Source organism: Algoriphagus machipongonensis (assembly GCF_000166275.1).
Classification (GTDB): Bacteria; Bacteroidota; Bacteroidia; order Cytophagales; family Cyclobacteriaceae; genus Algoriphagus; species Algoriphagus machipongonensis.
In genome coordinates this window covers 4,590,545-4,608,518 of sequence record NZ_CM001023.1, presented here as the reverse complement: position 1 = coordinate 4,608,518, position 17,974 = coordinate 4,590,545, and the positions used below count along the sequence as shown (strand labels likewise).

At 39.3% G+C, this 17,974-nt stretch carries 16 protein-coding genes; 5 read left to right on the top strand and 11 right to left on the bottom strand.

The window, feature by feature from the left end; genetic code table 11:
* Nucleotides 1-30: 30 nt before the first annotated feature.
* Complete coding sequence (locus ALPR1_RS19530) at nucleotides 31-1,593, top strand: sulfatase family protein (RefSeq protein WP_008203273.1); 1,563 nt, start codon at nucleotides 31-33, stop codon at nucleotides 1,591-1,593.
* Nucleotides 1,594-1,679: 86 nt separating this feature from the next.
* Here the strand turns inward: ALPR1_RS19530 and ALPR1_RS20455 are convergent, their stop codons facing one another.
* Nucleotides 1,680-2,579, bottom strand: coding sequence for a DsrE family protein (locus ALPR1_RS20455; RefSeq protein WP_008203272.1), 900 nt, complete (start codon nucleotides 2,577-2,579; stop codon nucleotides 1,680-1,682).
* 1,778 nt (nucleotides 2,580-4,357) lie between these two features.
* Between ALPR1_RS20455 and ALPR1_RS19515 the strand changes: the two genes are divergently transcribed.
* Both ALPR1_RS19515 and ALPR1_RS19510 read left to right on the top strand, forming a co-directional pair.
* On the top strand, nucleotides 4,358-5,449 hold the full coding sequence (locus ALPR1_RS19515; RefSeq protein WP_008203270.1) for a nickel-binding protein: 1,092 nt from the start codon (nucleotides 4,358-4,360) through the stop codon (nucleotides 5,447-5,449).
* Between the two features lie 126 nt (nucleotides 5,450-5,575).
* Nucleotides 5,576-5,950, top strand: a complete 375-nt coding sequence (locus tag ALPR1_RS19510) for a group I truncated hemoglobin (RefSeq protein ID WP_008203268.1) — start codon at nucleotides 5,576-5,578, stop codon at nucleotides 5,948-5,950.
* A gap of 277 nt (nucleotides 5,951-6,227) precedes the next feature.
* Here ALPR1_RS19510 and ALPR1_RS19505 read toward each other — a convergent pair whose 3' ends face one another.
* A complete protein-coding gene (locus ALPR1_RS19505) occupies nucleotides 6,228-6,767 on the bottom strand; it encodes a hypothetical protein (protein ID WP_008203266.1) in 540 nt (179 codons plus the stop codon).
* A 277-nt stretch (nucleotides 6,768-7,044) separates the two neighbouring features.
* Nucleotides 7,045-7,680 carry a GDSL-type esterase/lipase family protein gene (locus ALPR1_RS19500; RefSeq protein ID WP_008203265.1) on the bottom strand — a complete coding sequence of 212 codons (636 nt, stop codon included), beginning with the start codon at nucleotides 7,678-7,680 and terminating at the stop codon, nucleotides 7,045-7,047.
* Nucleotides 7,681-7,759: 79 nt separating this feature from the next.
* Here ALPR1_RS19500 and ALPR1_RS19495 point away from each other — a divergent pair, with 79 nt between their 5' ends.
* Nucleotides 7,760-8,590 carry a UbiA prenyltransferase family protein gene (locus ALPR1_RS19495; protein WP_008203263.1) on the top strand — a complete coding sequence of 277 codons (831 nt, stop codon included), beginning with the start codon at nucleotides 7,760-7,762 and terminating at the stop codon, nucleotides 8,588-8,590.
* On the opposite strand, the gene ALPR1_RS19490 is transcribed toward ALPR1_RS19495, so the two are convergent.
* Nucleotides 8,591-9,949 (bottom strand): acyl-CoA dehydrogenase family protein, encoded by a 1,359-nt coding sequence (locus ALPR1_RS19490; protein ID WP_008203261.1) that lies wholly within the window; start codon nucleotides 9,947-9,949, stop codon nucleotides 8,591-8,593. It lies immediately after the preceding gene.
* A 39-nt stretch (nucleotides 9,950-9,988) separates the two neighbouring features.
* Here ALPR1_RS19490 and ALPR1_RS19485 point away from each other — a divergent pair, with 39 nt between their 5' ends.
* Entirely contained in the window at nucleotides 9,989-10,591 is a 603-nt protein-coding gene (locus tag ALPR1_RS19485) for a methyltransferase domain-containing protein (protein WP_008203259.1), read from the top strand.
* Here the strand turns inward: ALPR1_RS19485 and ALPR1_RS19480 are convergent.
* From ALPR1_RS19480 to ALPR1_RS19450, 7 genes are all read right to left on the bottom strand, one after another.
* Nucleotides 10,588-11,469 carry an AraC family transcriptional regulator gene (locus ALPR1_RS19480; RefSeq protein WP_008203258.1) on the bottom strand — a complete coding sequence of 294 codons (882 nt, stop codon included), beginning with the start codon at nucleotides 11,467-11,469 and terminating at the stop codon, nucleotides 10,588-10,590. The two genes, ALPR1_RS19485 and ALPR1_RS19480, sit on opposite strands and share 4 nt — an antisense overlap.
* A 45-nt stretch (nucleotides 11,470-11,514) precedes the next feature.
* Nucleotides 11,515-11,820, bottom strand: coding sequence for a DUF983 domain-containing protein (locus ALPR1_RS19475; RefSeq protein ID WP_237701601.1), 306 nt, complete (start codon nucleotides 11,818-11,820; stop codon nucleotides 11,515-11,517).
* A 171-nt stretch (nucleotides 11,821-11,991) separates the two neighbouring features.
* On the bottom strand, nucleotides 11,992-13,344 hold the full coding sequence (locus ALPR1_RS19470) for a neutral/alkaline non-lysosomal ceramidase N-terminal domain-containing protein (RefSeq protein WP_008203254.1): 1,353 nt from the start codon (nucleotides 13,342-13,344) through the stop codon (nucleotides 11,992-11,994).
* A gap of 3 nt (nucleotides 13,345-13,347) precedes the next feature.
* Nucleotides 13,348-14,511 (bottom strand): AIR synthase related protein, encoded by a 1,164-nt coding sequence (locus ALPR1_RS19465; protein WP_008203253.1) that lies wholly within the window; start codon nucleotides 14,509-14,511, stop codon nucleotides 13,348-13,350.
* A gap of 120 nt (nucleotides 14,512-14,631) precedes the next feature.
* Entirely contained in the window at nucleotides 14,632-16,563 is a 1,932-nt protein-coding gene (locus ALPR1_RS19460) for an OmpA family protein (RefSeq protein ID WP_008203251.1), read from the bottom strand.
* A 43-nt stretch (nucleotides 16,564-16,606) separates the two neighbouring features.
* A complete protein-coding gene (locus ALPR1_RS19455) occupies nucleotides 16,607-17,092 on the bottom strand; it encodes a hypothetical protein (protein WP_008203249.1) in 486 nt (161 codons plus the stop codon).
* A 78-nt stretch (nucleotides 17,093-17,170) separates the two neighbouring features.
* Complete coding sequence (locus tag ALPR1_RS19450; RefSeq protein ID WP_008203248.1) at nucleotides 17,171-17,962, bottom strand: (Fe-S)-binding protein; 792 nt, start codon at nucleotides 17,960-17,962, stop codon at nucleotides 17,171-17,173.
* Between the last annotated feature and the right edge of the window lie 12 nt (nucleotides 17,963-17,974).

The window sequence follows — 17,974 nt, the reverse complement described above, 5'->3', positions numbered from 1 at the left end:
ATTGTGCTTTCAATAAAATTGTTTTTTAGCATGCGCAATCTTTATTCATTTATTTGTCTGACGCTAATTTCCTTTTTTTCCTCCTGTTCTAACCAAGAACCAGCGGAAGAAAAACTCCCAAATGTCATTGTGATTCTTGCAGATGATCTGGGATATGGGGATATCAGGGCTTTCAATCCAGATGGTAAAATCCCGACGCCGCATATTGATCAGCTAGCTGCAGAAGGAATGAAGTTTACCGATGCACATACCCCTTCGGCAGTTTGTACTCCCACCAGATATGGATTTTTGACAGGAAGGTATAACTGGAGAAGTAAATTGAAGTCTGGGGTATTGACTGGAAAATCTAAAGCTTTGATAGAAGATGATCGGACGACCATCGCTGATGTGATGAAAAATTCCGGTTATCAAACAGCATTCATTGGTAAATGGCATTTAGGTTGGGATTGGGCTTTGAAAGGGGAAGACACGATAAAAGGAGAGGGTTGGGATCCAAAGGATTTTGACCAATTGGACTTCACTAAATCTGTCACCCATACGCCAAATGATCTGGGATTTGATTATGCCTATGGACATTCAGGTTCGCTAGATATGGCGCCTTATGTCTATGTAGAAAATGGAAAGGTTACAGCCATTCCAGATACAGTTACAGTCAACTCTGGGAAATATTCTTGGTGGAGAGAGGGGCCAACTTCCCCGGATTTTGTGCATGAGGAAGTCACTCCGAATTTTTTCGAAAGATCTATTCAGTATATCACAGACCAGGCAAAAGAAGAAAAACCATTTTTCCTATACCTAGCTTTACCTTCTCCTCACACACCTATTTTACCTCCAGAAGAATGGCAAGGTAAAAGTGGTGTGGCTCCATTTGGTGACTTTATGATGATGATCGATGATTATATTGGTCAGGTGAATACAGCCATCAAAAATGCCGGCATAGAAGAGAACACCTTGGTTATTTTTACCTCCGACAATGGTGGCTCTCCGGCTGCTGGTTTGGATGTGATGCAGGCAGCAGGTCATTTCTCTAGTTACATTTACAGAGGACATAAGGCTGACGCTTTCGAAGGAGGTCATCGGGTTCCTTTTATTGCTAAGTGGCCTGCAAAGATAAAAGCTGGCACATCTAGAGATCAAACGATTTGTCTCACAGACGTAATGGCAACTGGTGCCGAGATTACAAATTACAAATTGAAGGATAATGAAGGAGAAGATAGCTACAGTCTAGTGGAGTTGTTTGATGCGGATAAGCAAGTGAATCAATTCCGAGAAGCTACAGTCGCCCATTCTATCAATGGTAGCTTTGCAATCAGACAGGGTGACTGGAAACTCATCATGGCCAAAGGTTCCGGAGGCTGGAGTTTTCCTAAACCAGGTGACCCTGCAGAGGCCGACCTTCCCGAAGTACAGTTATATAACTTAGCTTCCGATCCTGGCGAGACTACCAACCTCCAAGCCGAAAACCCTGAGAAAGTAGCTTCGCTAAAATCCCTTTTAAGCAAATACATCAAAGAGGGCAGAAGTACTCCCGGAGCTCCACAGCAAAATGACCCAATTGAGGGTGAGTGGAAGCAAATTGGTTTTGTTGAATAAATAAGAAAGCTCCAGGTTTATGAAACCTGGAGCTTTTAAAATTCAATAGTTATTGAGTTACTCTCCAATCGAAAAGCAATAGTATTTTAATCGTTATTCTTGATGACTTTAAGTGCATAGCCCTTAGACTGATATTCACTTAGCGTGGTCTGTGCTGTAAATGTGATATTGGCGAATGGAAGAAGCTCTGATTTTTTGGTGGATCCTAAAGATTGTCCACACATCAAAAATTTCACTCCAGCATCATTTAATTCTTCTAGCAGCGCAATGTTGGGGTTATCTGTTTTATGCTCTTCCAAGTAAGCTTCATTATTCAAAAATGATTCAGAAGCCATTCCATGAACTGCCACCACGATATTGATATTCTCTTTTGGGATTCCGGCACCTGCATGAAGATTCATTAACCTGCCTATTTCAGCCAATCCAAAATTAAGGGATTTGGGATCAATTTCATGGGTGTGACCTTCCACTCCTTCAGGCTTGACGAAGCTGGTGTAATCAATTACAATATTGTATTCCAAGCTTGGGTCTGGCATAACATCTATGTGTTCAATATTGTCAACTGCGGCATAAGGGTGTCTGATAATCGGAAGGAAACTGGTTCTTTCTCCAAATTTTTCATCTGACCTTGAAGGACAAACACCTGTGAGAAACTTCAGCACTTCAGGATTTTCCTTTTCCCAGGCATTGGTGGTAGTTTTAAATTCAGTTTCTTCTAAAGCATACATCATCACCATAAAATGTGTGGAGTCAGGCGCATCATCAAATTTGTCTTTATGATAATCTACATCATAGCTATACAATTCTCCGTTTGCTTGTAAGTCTGCTAAGGTCGCAGCAATTTGCTTTTTGGCATTAGTATAGGAATCCTCTAAAGTGGAATCTACGCTGCATTTAAAACCTGTCCCAAAAGTAAAGTATTGGCATTTTGCTGGTGTAGAAATAAGTAAGAGGAAAAATGGAATGGAAAACAGTAATTTTTTCATAATAAAGAATTTAAGTGTAAAAATGTAATCCATATTAAGTTAGTCAATTTCTTGGAATATTAATATTGAATTAATAAAAATGATATTTTGAACCTAGAATAATATAAGATGTATTGGATTATTCAAACTGGACTCAGATTTTCAAAGGAGTTTGAATTAGCATGTAGAAGGAGGAGTATTTATAGGAAACTCCAAGTCGAAATGATACTAACCTTTGAGGTTTTATGAACCTCGAAGGTTTATTACTTCTCAAAAAGATAGCGTTGAAGCCTCCCGCAAAGTTGCGACGACATAACGGGCGCTAACTTTTAAAGTTTTTAACCGTCATTGCGATCCCGAGAATCGGGAGAAGCAATTCAGATATGAAAATCCTAGGTGTGTTTTTTAACAGCAAAGTGCACAAAGCCCACAATGGCGCAAATGTGCTTCAGCACAACAGGTGCGACTAGTAATCTCCTTTCATTAGTGTTAATCCAACTATAAGACCACGCAGTGGTCAAACCTCTTAATCACTACGGGTGAAACCCGTGGATATGCGATACGAATATCAGAAACGTAACCCCAAAGGGGTTGAACTCATTACAAATCCAGGACTATAACCCACTGGAATTTTAAAATATTTAAAATATAAAAAGGTGTAGTTGCACCCGATTGCTATCGAGGTCTACACCTAGTCAATCACTTAGTCTTCGCTCGGAGAGGGGCGCAAATGTGCTTCAGCACCAAAGGTGCGACTAGTATCAACCCAGTATCAGCGAAGCGTAATGCTGGGTAAAAAGGTCATTATATAGGCTAAAGTGCCAAAGGCACGATCAGTTATTAATTCCTTTCTTAACCGCAAAGGTTTTAGTATCCCTTCTATAAATCCATGAAATAAAAAAAGAGTAGATACAATCTACGCTTAGTATGGGTTTGCTACTCGATTGGCACGCGTTATTTTCTCTTCATCAAATTCACAAATGATAGGCAAATGGTCACTAATCCCGAGCCATTGATTCATATTTCCAATCTCCATTTTTATAAGTCCGTTTTGAAAACCACTACTTCCAAAGACGTAATCAATGTGATACGGCTTTTTTAAGTTTTTTTGAAGAAAAAGTGTGGGCCGAGTTTCTTTGCCCTGTTCTTCGAGCCAATATTTATGATATAGGCTTTCGATCCCGATTTCTCTAAGCTCCCTAACAACGTCAGAATGATTCCACCATCGGTGCTTTTTGTCCCAAAAAACATTGCTATTGAAATCTCCTATAATTAGACTTTTTTGGAGTTTCGATTTGTGGATTTGAAGATATTTCCACAATTGACCTATGTACCCAGTGGTCGGGGAATTATTTCGGTGGGTCCAGACCGCTATTAGTTCAAAATCATGATTTACAATACATGGTAAAAAGTGCTTTACTTTTTTGTCTTCATAAAGATCTGACCAATCAAGTTTTTCAATTTTTACATCGATATTTGCAAAAATGCCAATTCCTTTATTTTTAGTATCACCAATTCAAAGATGGTTAGTGGCCCATTCTTTATACTTTGCATGTTTTGTTTCAACTGGATTTTCACATTCTTGGATTACATGAATATCGGCTTTGAAATCCAATAAGGTTTCAAACTTATTTCTTAATGCTCCATTGCAATTCCAAGTTATAATTTTCCGAGTAAACACAGACCAAGCAATTAGTTATACACGGTGTTGGCATGTAGTTCTTTCAATTTATTCTGTTTTTCAGAAGAATCAAATAACAAACTTAATATACTTATATTGTTGATTCAAATAAATATCTATGCCAATATTCATGGATCGCCATGATGTATCTAAAGAAGTAACTGCTGAAAGTGTTGCACGATTACATTTAGAAGACCAAAAAGTTCAGCATAAATACAATTGCTGTGGATTAACATATTGGTTTGATGATAAACGAAAAACCGCATTTTGTTTGGTTGAAGCTCCTGATGCTGAATCTGTTAACAAAATGCACAAGCATGCACACGGTGAGCTGTCTCATTCAATTATTGAGGTAGACCCAAATCTTGTTGAATCGTTTCTTGGAAGAATGGAAGATCCTGATGTTGAGTCTGGTGCAGAATTGAACGTCATTGGCGAATCTGCATTTCGTTTTTTACTATCGGTTCGAATACAAATTGGGCGTTTAAACAATAAACTGGACAAAGGTTTAGCATCGTCCATAAGTGATTATAGACATAAGATCATTGAAGAGGTCAAGGCTATCCAAGGAACAGTTGTACGGCAAGATAATTGTAATTTGCTCATTTCATTAACGACTGTACAACAGGCTGTTCAATGTGGGGTAGCACTTCAAGAGAAATTCGGAAACATATATCCACAATTTAGTATGAGCCTAGGTTTGGATGCTGGACTACCTGTGGAGGGGAACAAATCTATATTTGAAGATACTATACAAACTTCAAGAAGATTGTGTGAAATGGGAAGAGGATTTTCAGTGTCACCAATGGTGTTGGAAATGTATCAGAATGAACTATCGGATAACGATCTCACTTCAATGCAAATCATCAAGATTAGTGCGGTTGAGATGCTTTTCTTTAATAAACTCTTCGGTTTTCTTGAGACGAATTTTTCAAATTCTGAATTGAGAATTGATACATTTGCTTCCAGCCTCGGATATAGCAGGTCTCAAGCTTATAGAAACAGTGTGGGTTTATTAAGTCTTTCGCCAAACGCTTACTTCAACAAGTACAGGTTGGAAAAGTCATTAGATAAATTAAATAGTGGAATAAACACTGTATCTGAAACGGCTTTTTTATGCGGCTTTTCCAGCGCCTCATATTTTTCAAAGTGTTTTCGCAAAATGTATGGAATATCTCCAAAAGAGTACATGACGGACTTTCACTCCTAAAAACTAGTTCTAGCAAAAAGCTGTATTGGTCAAAATTTACATTCTTTTGAATTAATTGTACTAGTAAGTCTTTGAGGTAAAATATACTTTTGATTATAGTATGAATTATTAAATAAATCAAAAATTATGTCAGAGTCATTATATGAACGATTAGGTGCAGAAAAAGGTATTGTGAAAATTGTTGACGATGTGGTAGAAGCACACATGAATAATCCGGTAATTTCCGCTCGGTTTACTCCCTATTTAGAGCAGCCAGAAAATTTAGCTAAGATTAAAACGCATACAGTCAATTTCTTTACAACAGGAAGCGGTGGGCCGCAGGTTTATGCTGGCAGAGATATGGAAACAACCCACAAAGGGATGAACATAAGTGCTGCAGAATATATGGAAACGATGGATGATATTTTCAAGGTACTTGATAAACATGGAAAAAATGCCGAAACAAAAAAAGATGTGCTTGAAATTCTATGGTCATTAAAAGGCATGATAATAGGTAAGTAAATCTTTACATGCAAATAATTAAAATTATAAAGCTAATCACTTTCAAGCCTTTTCCTTTTTTATGATATTTTGTCTTACGGTTGTTTTTTATCTTTTTTTTATCCAAAAACAATTCGTTAGTTCACAAGAAATTAGTAGAGTTTCTTTATGTGTGGAATGCATGTCAACGTGCTGGCTAAGCTTTCGGGCGGATTTTACAAACGCTTACTGGTCGGCCGTGACCAAAGATAGCAGATAAGCAAAAAACCTTGATACAAGCCGTCAGCCCGCCTGAAGCTTAGGTTTTGTTAGGTGCAGGCTTTATTTTTAATTTATTTCCAAGATTACATTCTTTAAAAAAGTCCAACTGTTTCTCGAATAAATATCCATTGGCTATAAAGTCCATGTCATGGTCAGTGGTTTTAATCTTCAGTTTCATTTCGTCAATTGAATATTCACTCACATAAATTCGAAAATATCTCGCATAAAGAACGGAAACTCCCATTTTGAGTAAAATCCACATTGGGAAAAGAGGAATTGGCTCAATGTTTTCAGTTCCTCGAATCAATTCAACTTTCACAATTTCAGCCTTATGAATTGGAATTAGTGTTCGTTGATTATTAATATTTGAATGCAACAACAGTCCATTTTCTCTTTTTTCAAAGTTACATTTTGAGTTGGCCGCTATTGAGTCAGTCTTACCAGTCTTATCTATAAACGACTTAAGAAAAAGTCCAGGACTACCAATGGCAACAGGTCTTTTAAAGTCCACCGAAATAGGTTTACCAAGTAGTCTGTCAATTTTTCTTTGGTCAATATGTTTGTCGGTGAATATCATCTGTTTTGGCTTGCACCTAACTTGTTTATTTATACACCTTTATTAAACATATTCCTCCGATTCGAGTGGATATATACACCTTTGTTGATCTTTAGGTAGGCTATGCTACCGCCACGGCGGAAGGGCGAATTGATAGGAGTGTATTTGTATTCCATTTCATAAGATTTCCTGCCTTCCTGCAGGCAAGCATCGCGCTGCTCGAAATGACGTAAAACTATTCGTTGTCTACTTTTCGAGATTGCTTCTCCCGAGAATCGGGAGAAGCAATGACGGAAATTTACAACCTAATCGCCCTAGCAATCACCTTGGCCATAATTCCTAAGCCTTCGGTATTGGGATGTACGCCGTCTGGAAGTAAGTCTTCGTGACCCATCAATGGAGTGTATAGGTCGATTAGTTCGGAGCCAGAGTCTAATGCAATATCGATGATCATCATGCGTTGCTCATTGTTCATCACCACAGGAGTAATGTCGAAATTTACTCTTGTCACAGGCACCGGCATCACCACATAGACTTTGCCATCGGCAGGCATGGTTTTCTTAAACTCGGCGATCATATCCAGGTAATCCTGTCTGAATTCAGAAGCATACTGCCAGTTTTGTGGTTTGGAATCATTTGTACCTAGCATGATCACCAGAATATCTGCACCGAAATCCTTCACTTGCTGAAACTGTGGTTCGTTCCAATAGGGATAATCTCCTTTTCTTAAAAGCGTTCTTCCACTGACACCAAAGTTGCCCACTTCGTAAGCATCGCCAAGGATTGCCTGCATCTGCAGCGGCCAACTGTCAGGATTATCTCTTCCTGGACCTTGTGTGATGCTGTTTCCTACACAAGCAATCTTGATAGGAGTTTGTGAAAAAGAGTAGCTGCTAACAAAAGCAAAAAGGAGTAGTAAAAAGGTTTTTTTCATTGTTTGAGTTTTTTGTCAATTTTAAAATAGGCAATATCTTCCAAATCCGAATGCCTGGGTATCTTTAAGTGTGAATTATGTGAAATTTTTATACCAACGATTTACTTGGCTCTCTTTTGATGTGGTCCTTGGGGCGATGGGAGGGATGCTATTTTTTTCTAAAATGCTGAGAGTTCCCATTGATTGGGACATTTACCTATTGTTAGGGATGGCGGTTTGGGCAATCTATACTTTTGATCACTTACTGGATTCTCAAAAATATGAAATTAGGGAAGAGATGGATCGACACGGATTTCATAGGAAATACACCAAGATCCTGATCCCGAGTCTAGCTCTAGTGGTACTTTCTGGATTGGTTTGGGCTTACCAAATTTTTGGAATAGGTCAGGAGTTGTATGCGGGAGCTATTTTAGGATTGACTATTTTGATTCTCATGTTGATTATCAGAGTATTGCCAAACAAACTTCACTGGTTAAAGGAGTTCAATACCGCTATATTTTATGTGATAGGGATTGCTTTACTTCCTTTCCTGCGTTTTTCATTTGTTGAGTGGACCTGGGAAGTAGGCCTATTGATTTTTGGTTATACAGGATTGGCTTATCTAAACTTAATCATGCTTTCATGGCTAGATGCAGGGAAAGACAAAGCAGCCGGCTTTGGCTCCCTAATCAGCGTTTTACCATTAGACCGCGTGATTTTAGTAATCAGGTGGCTTTCTTATGGGATTGTAGGGATATTTTTGATTACCCTCTTTTTTGCAGCATCACATTTTAGGGTATTTGCCAGCCTGATCCTATTGATTGCTTTAGTGCATTATCTTTCCTTTTTCAATCAGAAACTTAATTCCAATCAAATTAGGAGAAGACTCGACGCATCATTTTTGATTCCTTGGCTACTTCTTTTCTTTTGATTAAACGAATGCACTATGACCTGTAATGGCTCTTCCTACGATCAATGAATTGATTTCTTTTGTACCCTCATAGCTGTAAACAGCCTCTGCATCTGCAACAAACCTCGCTATATCATGCTTCAGTAAGATTCCATTACCACCAAACAATTCTCTGGCATGGTCTACAATTGATCGCATTCTTAGGGTGCAAAAAACTTTCGCCAGGGAAGCATGCTCGTCTTTTAATATATCTCCATCCTGCATCTCAGAAAGTCGAAAAACCATGGTTTGCATGGCTGTCAAATCGCCAAGCATGGTGACCAAAATATCCTGAACTAACTGGAAAGAAGCGATAGGTCTTCCAAATTGCTTCCGCTCATTGGTATAAGCCAAAGCCAATTCGTATGCTCCTCTGGCACATCCTACTGCTTGCCAAGCGACCCCAGCACGAGTCATTCTCAAAACTTTTGCAGTATCCCGGAATGAGTTTGCTTCTTGTAGACGATCGCTTTCAGGAACTTCACATTTTGTCAAAGTGATTAAGGCATTTTGAACAGTTCGCAAAGCCATTTTATCCTCAAGCTTTTCTGCCTTGAACCCAGGATTATCTTTTCTGACAATAAAGCCCTTTACTTGTTGATCATCTAAATCTCTTGCCCAAATGATAGTGAGATCCGAGAAAGTGGCATTACCTATCCATTTCTTCTGACCATTCAATATCCAGGTATCGCCTTCTCTTTTGCAAGTCGTAGTTAAGCCTCCGGCTACGCCCGAACCTACTTCTGGTTCTGTCAAGCCAAAAGCTCCTATCTTCTCTAGTTTTTGCATAGCAGGTAGCCATTCTTTTTTCTGCTCTTCAGACCCGCAGATATAAATGGAGCCCATGGCAAGGCCACTTTGCACTCCGAAAAATGTAGAAATCGAAGTGTCAATTCTTGCCATTTCCATGGCAATAAACCCTTCCAATAATGCTGAATGGCCAGGGCATCCATAACCTTGGTAGGTTAAACCAGCGATATCCAATTCTGCCATTTTTGGAATAATCTGCATAGGGAACTCAGCTTTATTCCAATAATGATTCGCAATTGGTTTTATCTCTCGCTCCATAAATTCTCTCACTCGAAGCTGAATTTCTCTTTCATGAGGGGGAAGGCTTTTTCCTAATTCGTAAAAATCGCCATTGACAGGAGGTATGACTTTGGGTTTGCTGCCTCCTTTTAGCATACCCATCATTTTCGATAAATCTTCCTCACTCATTTTGGAGACAAGGTTGACCATTTTGGGTAAATCAACTTTTTGGGATAGCTTGGATATCTGATCCAGATCCACATTTGACAAAATTTGACGAAGACCTGAAAGTGATTTTAGTATATTTTTCATAAAAAGTACTTTGGGTTATTATTTCTTTGGATTAAACTGATGAAAGACGATTACGGTTTTATTGCTCCTTATTACAATCGGTTGGCCAAAATGCTTTTTGGAAAGAAGCTTTGGGAAGCAAAAAACTGCTTTGTATCGGAAGTAGAAGATAAGAAAATATTAATTATCGGAGGAGGAGACGGGTTTGACTATAAGGAAGTTTCCAAAAATCTATCGGGGCAGTATTGGGATAAATCTCAGAGGATGCTGGATTTGGCAAAGGAAAATCTTTCAGAAAGTGAATTGAGCTTCCATTTAGGGGAATTCACCTCAAATGAGAAGGTTCTGTTCGATGAAATTTGGCTTCATTTTGTGCTCGATACCATGGATGATCAGGAAATTTCGAGTCTCATTAATGGGTTGAGTAAAGTGATACAGAAAAGTGGAAGCATCTATTTCGCTGATTTTTTTAAACCAATCAGTATTTATCAGAAGGGGATGCACCTGCTAATGATTCAATTTTTTAGAGTTTTTGCAGGACACAAAAGGAAAAACATTCCTGATTATGAGAAAATTTTCCTTCAAAACTCCTGGAAAAAATCAGATGGGAAAAGCTTTATGAAAGGATGGATCCGTTCCCAAATCTGGAAGCCTGTCCTTTAGGAATGGATTTCCTTTCGAAATTGCTCTGGAGTGAATGAAGTTTTTCTTTTGAATAACCTACTAAAATAGGAAGGGTCGTCAAACTTAAATTTCACGGCAATTTCTGCCACAGTCAAGCTTGAATTGGTCAAAAGTCTTTTTGATTCTAAAATGACACGCTCCAAAATCATATTGGAAACAGTCCTGCCAACAGCGTTTTTTGTGATGGCATTTAATTGTTTCAAGCTGATGTTCATTTCTTGGGCATAGTATCCTACTTCACGATGATCCATAAACTCTGATTCAATCAAAATTTCAAGTTTCTGGAAAAGATCATGCTGTTTTGCAGGGGTTATAGAGTTCTGATTTTTGGCCAGAAAATACCGATGTGCATTGGTGAGCAACAAATCCGTATAAGACGCCAGTTGGGTATGGCTGGACCAGCCCGGGTTTTGAATTTCTTTATTGATCCGCTCAAAATAAAAGAGTAATTCATCTCTTTCATTCATTGCTAATTCCAAGGAATGCATGGAAATGTTGGAACGAAAAAAAGTAAAGCTCATTAATTTCTTTTGAGTGAAGAAAGCGCTATAAAATGAGCTACTAAAAAAGAGGATATGGCCTTTTGTATCAGGAGAAAGCTCCCAAGAATGTACTTGTCCGGGTGATAAGAAAAATGCTGTCCTAGGTTTTACCGGGTAATTTCTGAAATCGATGGTGTGAATTCCTGTGCCTTCAGTGATTATTAAGACGATGTAAAAATCGTGTTTATGAGGTTTCTGAATGAATAGATGGGTTTTCAGATGAACTTCCAGTTCAGAATAATAAAAATCAGATGGATTTATTTTTTCTGTTTCAAAATCCGGAATCTGATAAATCGGTAAGGTTTCCTCAGCCATAGGTGAATTTCATAAATTTCCCTTGGAAAACCTGACAAAGGTAACTTACCCAAGTTCTTTGCTTGCTTCGTATGGGACGAAAATGGCTATCCAAGCTGATCTACTGACCCGGAAGAAAAAGGGTAGCAGGATGATGGCAGAAATCACGATTAAGGTTAACAAAAGGCCGAGTGAGTATTCTGGGTAAAAAATCTCTAATCCAAGCCAAACCGAAATGAACAAAGCAGTATTCAAAGCATAACTGATAAACATGGCGCCAAAATAATATCCAGGTTCTGGTTCGAAGGATTGCTGGCAATAGTCACATTTAGGATTCATTTCAAATAGTGTTGCGGGCTTTTTTAAGTCCATTTTTTGAAATATTCTTCCTTGGTGGCATTTAGGACAGGTGCAGGTACTAATGCTTTTGAAATAAGAATCTTTACTCCAGAGCTTCATAGGCTGTTATTTTGGGACAAAGCTAGTTCTATTAGAAAAATTCTGATAGGACAATATTTACCTTTTGCAGGACAAATAATCCAATTAGCGCTTACCCGCTCGATCGATGATTTTTGTAATTAATTCATCGTAGTATTTACCATTTCCAGGCCCGTACCAATTCATTTCCCGAACCTCATGAAAATGCTTGTCATAATATTCATCTGGGGTAATGTATCCCATGTATCCCCCGTTAAAGGTGGTGATGATCAGGTTTAGCCCCAAAGTTTTGGCATGGGCTTCCCATTTTGCCATGAAAACTCCAGAGATTTCTCCGCTGGAAGCAATCATCAGGATATTTCCAATTTGTGTTACATCAAAATGGACGTTGGTATCTCCGAGTAAATAATTAAATAGCCAAGGTCGAAGCCTTAAATCATCCGATATCCGAAGATGAGGGTCCCTAAGAGCGATTGGGAGAAATCCAGTTTTGATTTGATGTTTTTTGACGGTAGAGTAATATGTCATTTTGATTCGCATGACCGAATCCAACTTCTGGGCATATCGCTGAACTTCCTCGATCGATTTTCCACCGGTCACAGGGCGGTGGCTTCCTACAGTTCCTGCGGCAAACATGGCAAAATCATAAGAATTCTCTTCCAAATCTTCTGTCAGATAAAAAGGATAGTCACCAGATAGGCCCATAAACTTGGAACTCAAAATGGTAGCATGGGCTGAATAAGTGAAAAAAGTCGCTGTTTCTCCATTCTTTTTGGTGAAAATCAATTGGCGAATAGAAGGTTCGATGGGGTCTTCTTTGATAAAGCGATTGGCAACATATTCTTCAGCATTGATTTTCTTGTATTGAATCGAAGCCGTGTCTTGAGAGGAAATTGCCTGATTCAAGGCTGAGATGGATTTGTCAACGATCAGTTGGACAATTTGATCATCGTATCCGCCGAAAGCCAAATCTCCCACTGGGCCAGGCATGTATCCTCCCAATCCTGCATGCGTATGAGTGGCAGTAAAAATAACCTGATCCAAGGGTAGGTTTTGTTGTTGAATAGCCGAATCTATCGCTGCAGCTAAATGTGGATGAACAATTAATAATTCATAGCTAAGCCAGGCAACGCTAGACTTTCCATTACTAATGGTTAATGCCTTGACAAAACTACTATCCTGAACAAACTCATACTTCCCTCTAGGAGCATATCCTACGAGTTCTGCTGGTGTTTCAGGGGTCATATTGGCTTTTCCCCATCCAGAAAGCCAAAAATTGTTAGTGCTGCTTTGGAACTCCATCCGCTCAAGATCAGCAAAGGTGTTTTTGTAAAACTCTTGCTCTTGAATAGGAGATCTATCTACCCAGGTGAATAGAATGATGCCCAGTAGAAAAATAAAAAGGAAAACCCCCAAAAGGATTTTCCCGGAAATTTTTAACAGCTTTTTAGCAGTCATTTTTTAATATTCAAAAGTGCCATATGGACTGTTGATAGTAACTTTTTTGCCTTCATGTGGCTCGACTCTACCAATGATTTGTGCTTCAACTCCATAGGATTCTGCGATATCAATGATTTCTTCAGCATATCGTTCATCTAGGTAAACTTCCATTCGATGTCCCATATTGAATACTTTATACATTTCTTTCCAATCCGTTCCACTTTCTTCCTGAATAATGTTGAAAAGTGGAGGTGTTTCAAAAAGGTTGTCTTTGATGACATGTACATTGTCCACAAAGTGAAGAACCTTGGTCTGGGCGCCACCGCTACAATGTACCAAGCCGTGAATTCTTGACCTCATATAATTAAGGGCATCCACCATGATTGGTGCATAAGTACGCGTAGGAGATAGAACCAACTTTCCTACATTAACTGGAGCTCCTGGAGCAGGGTCCGTTAAGTTATATTTTCCTGAATAGACCAAGTCTTCTGGTACGGCTGCATCGAAGCTTTCAGGGTATTTTGTTTTTAAGACTTTATTGAACACATCATGGCGAGCAGAGGTAAGTCCATTACTTCCCATTCCACCATTATACTCGGTCTCATAGTTTGCTTTACCAAAAGAAGCCAGTCCTACGATCACGTCTCCACCTTGAATATTATCGTTGGAAATGACCTCGTCTCTTCTCATACGACAAGTGACAGTACTATCTACGATGATGGTTCTAACCAAATCTCCTACATCCGCAGTTTCTCCTCCAGTGAGGATGGCATTTACCCCATTGTCACGAAGCATTTGAAGTACCTCTTCTGTCCCTTCTATGATGGCAGAAATGACTTCTCCGGGAATGAGATTTTTGTTTCTACCAATCGTGGAGGAAACCAGGATATTATTGATTGCTCCTACACAAAGTAAATCATCCGTATTCATGATGATTGCATCCTGGGCGATACCTTTCCAAACACTCAGGTCACCAGTTTCTTTCCAATATGAATAGGCTAGGGAGGATTTCGTTCCCGCTCCATCAGCATGCATGATATTGCAAAACTCAGGATCGTTTCCAAGAGTGTCTTCCACAATTTTGCAAAACGCTTTTGGGTAAAGACCTTTATCTAAATTAGAAATGGCCTGATGTACATCTTCTTTGGAGGCGGAAACACCGCGCTTCATGTATCGCTCGTTCATGGATGCAAAGTTAAGTATTCCCTTCTAAAACAGGAGAATGTTTGGAAAAAGATAAACGCATAAAAAAGGCCTGAAAAGAAAGTTCTAAGCAGGCCTCATTCATAATTTTAAATTTCTGGTTTATTCTTGGATCTCGATCACCTTGAATTCGGTTCTTCTATTCGTTTGGTGCTCCTCTTCAGTTGTCGCATTTTCTATGATCAGTTGACTTTCACCATAGCCTTTAGCGACTAATCGATCGGCACTTATGCCTTGAGAAACAATATAATCAACGGCAGATTGTGCTCTACGCTGGGAGAGATCCTGATTATACTCATCGGAAGATCTATCATCTGTATGCGAGCTCAACTCGATTTTAATCGAAGGATTATCTTTCAGTATCTGAACCAATTTATCCAATTCCACGGCAGCATCTGGTCTGATATCCGCTTTATCCAAATCATAATAGATGTTTTCCAAAACGATTGATTTATCTAAAATCAATTGATCAAGGACAATCGTAGTGTCCAATGTGATATTGGTAACTTCTTGGATTAAATCTTCTGGGTTAGGGGTTTTTCCTCGCGTCGTGTAAGGGATAGATTTAGAGAAATATCCTCCTTTTGATGCAATAATGGTGAAATCTGCATTGGGCTCCAGTGTGAATCTTACCCGACCATTTGAATTGGAGAAATCTCCTCCTTCCTGATCGTTTGAGCTATCATAGAGAACCACTCTTGCCTGCTCTAAAACGGCATCGGGTTCACCCGCCACTCGTTGCTTGGTAAATACATTTAAAAGGACGTTAACAATTTTCGGTTTTGGAGTTTTATCCTCGAAGAAATAAATATCATCGTCTCCAGCTCCACCTTCACGGTTGGAAGAAATGAATCCTTCTTTTGGGTAATTGGAGAAGAAAATACCAAAATCATCGCTAGGGGAATTAAAGTTTTCTCCTAAGTTTTTAATGACTTGATTTCCGTCAGCCCCTTTTTCTGCCACAAAAAGATCGAGCTTTCCATAGCCTGGGTGGCCATCAGATGAAAAGAAGAACTTTCCATCAGCTGTCATTCTTGGGAAAAGCTCATTTCCCGGAGTATTTACATTGGGGCCTAAATTAACAGCGTTTCCGAAATCACCATTGGCAAGCTTAGTGGCTTTATACAAGTCTATTCCCCCAAAACCGCCAGGTCTATTGGAAGCGAAGTATAGCTCCTCTCCATCAGGGCTGAAAGCAGGAGTGGAGTTCCACCAGGTTTCGTCTTCGTTTACAGGTAACCAAATAGGTTGCGTAAAACCAGCTCCTCTAAAATAGGAAGCGAAAAGCGCAGTTTCCGGTAGGTCCTTAGGCGAGGTGGAATTACCACGCGCATAAATGATCGTATTTCCATCAGGGCTAATGGCAATAGCTGCCTGATTCAGACCTTCTTCATTTTGAAATTCAGGTAAAGTCTGAATATTTCCTACATCCACTCTTAATCCTTCGGCTCTGGTTCTAAACAATTTTGTATATGGGGAACCATCAGCTGGGTAGATGCCTGATGCCCTTCTGCCACTAGTGAAATACATGAAGTTTTCACTTATCACAGGTGCATAGTCTGCTCCTGCCGTATTGAGTTCTGTGTAGTTTACTAATTCGTAGTTGGGAAAATAATCTTCAATTCCTTCCGATAAATTAATTGCCTCTATCTGTCTTTGAGTTTCAGCGAGGTAGGTTTCGTTTTGGGTATAACCTTTTGCTTTTTCAAATGCTGCTTTCGCTTCGGCTGGTTTTTGCTGCGCTTTTAAACTCAACCCCAGACGGTAGACATTCTCAAAAGTGGGTTCCTCTTCCACAAGCTTTTCGTAATATGGACCAGCCTGCTCTACTCTATTGGAAAGCCTATAGCTTTCAGCAACAGCTTGATTTGCTTCAAGGTTATCTGGCTCATTCTCTAGGATTTGAGAATAGGAATTGATGGCATACTGATACTGCCCTGATAGGAACTGATCATTAGCCTTTTCCTGAATGCTTTTACAAGCAGACAGCGAAAAGATGAGAAGAACGGTGATCCAAAAAAATTGGTATTTCATCTGAAAGGGATGTTGATGATCAAACTATACTGAATATTACTAATTAATTTGGAAAAAACTTATTAACCCAGGTAGACTTCGCAGGAATCCATAGCTGGTCTAGTTCCGATTTTTCCTTAATCATAGGGTTTATCACTTTAGTATCTACGGAAATTTCTCCCGTAAGGACTTTTGTTTTTATTCCTAAAGCCGGTGAAACCTTGATTTTATCTTCTTTTTTATAACTTACTTTTCCCTGATTGGTTAAATCCAGACCAAGTTCTCCCTCCAGTTCACGAAGTGTTCTGACCGAGCTATCAATAGAGCATCCGCTCGTAGATAGGCGGCTTTCATCTACTGCAAGAATGATGATTTGGTTGTCCACCAATTCAAAAGAGGTGGGCATCATATTGCCATGTGTATTCCACCCCTCGCAAAAGGACCTCATTTTATTTTTGAAGAGAATAGTTTCTTGATCTGTCAAAGCTCTCTCGGCTTGGTAAACCCAAACTCTGGAACTGGCAGGTAAGTCTTTAAAATCTACGTACATGTCTGAAATTTAATTAAGCAAAGAAAAACCCTTTCTACCTAACGGCAAAAAGGGTCAAATTGATTCATTTTAATTTTGTCAAATTCCCATGTCTTTGGCGATCATTTCTGCTAGATCATAGACTTTCACTTCAGATTCTTTGTTTTTATTCTTCACGCCATCACTCATCATGGTAAGGCAAAATGGGCAGCCTACGGCAATCGTGTTAGCTCCGGTAGCTAGCGCTTCCTCAGTTCTTTCCACGTTGATGTCTTTCTTTCCATTTTCGGGTTCCTTAAACATTTGAGCTCCTCCAGCTCCACAGCAAAGGCCTTTTGTCTTGCATCGCTTCATCTCCACTAATTCCACATCCAAAGCTTTGATGACTTCTCTTGGAGCTTCGTACACATTATTTGCGCGACCTAGATAACAGGAATCATGGAAAGTGATTTTTCTACCTTTAAACTCTCCACCACCTTGAAGCGCCACTTTACCTTCATTAATCAATTGCTGTAGGAATTGGGAATGGTGAATCACTTCATAATTCCCGCCTAGTTCGGGGTATTCATTTTTGATGGTATTGAAGCAGTGGGGGCAAGCCGTGACTACTTTTTTTACATTGTAGCCATTTAATACTTGAATATTGGCTACCGCCTGCATTTGGAATAAGAACTCATTTCCTGCTCTTCTGGCAGGGTCTCCGGTACAGGTTTCTTCTGGTCCCAATACAGCGAAACTCACGCCCACTTTGTTTAATATCTTCACAAACGCTTGGGTTACCGCTTTGTATCGTTCATCAAATGACCCGGCACATCCTACCCAAAATAGAACTTCTGGACTTTCTCCTTTGGCGGCCATTTCGGCCATGGTAGGTACTTTATAATTAGACATATGTATTAATTT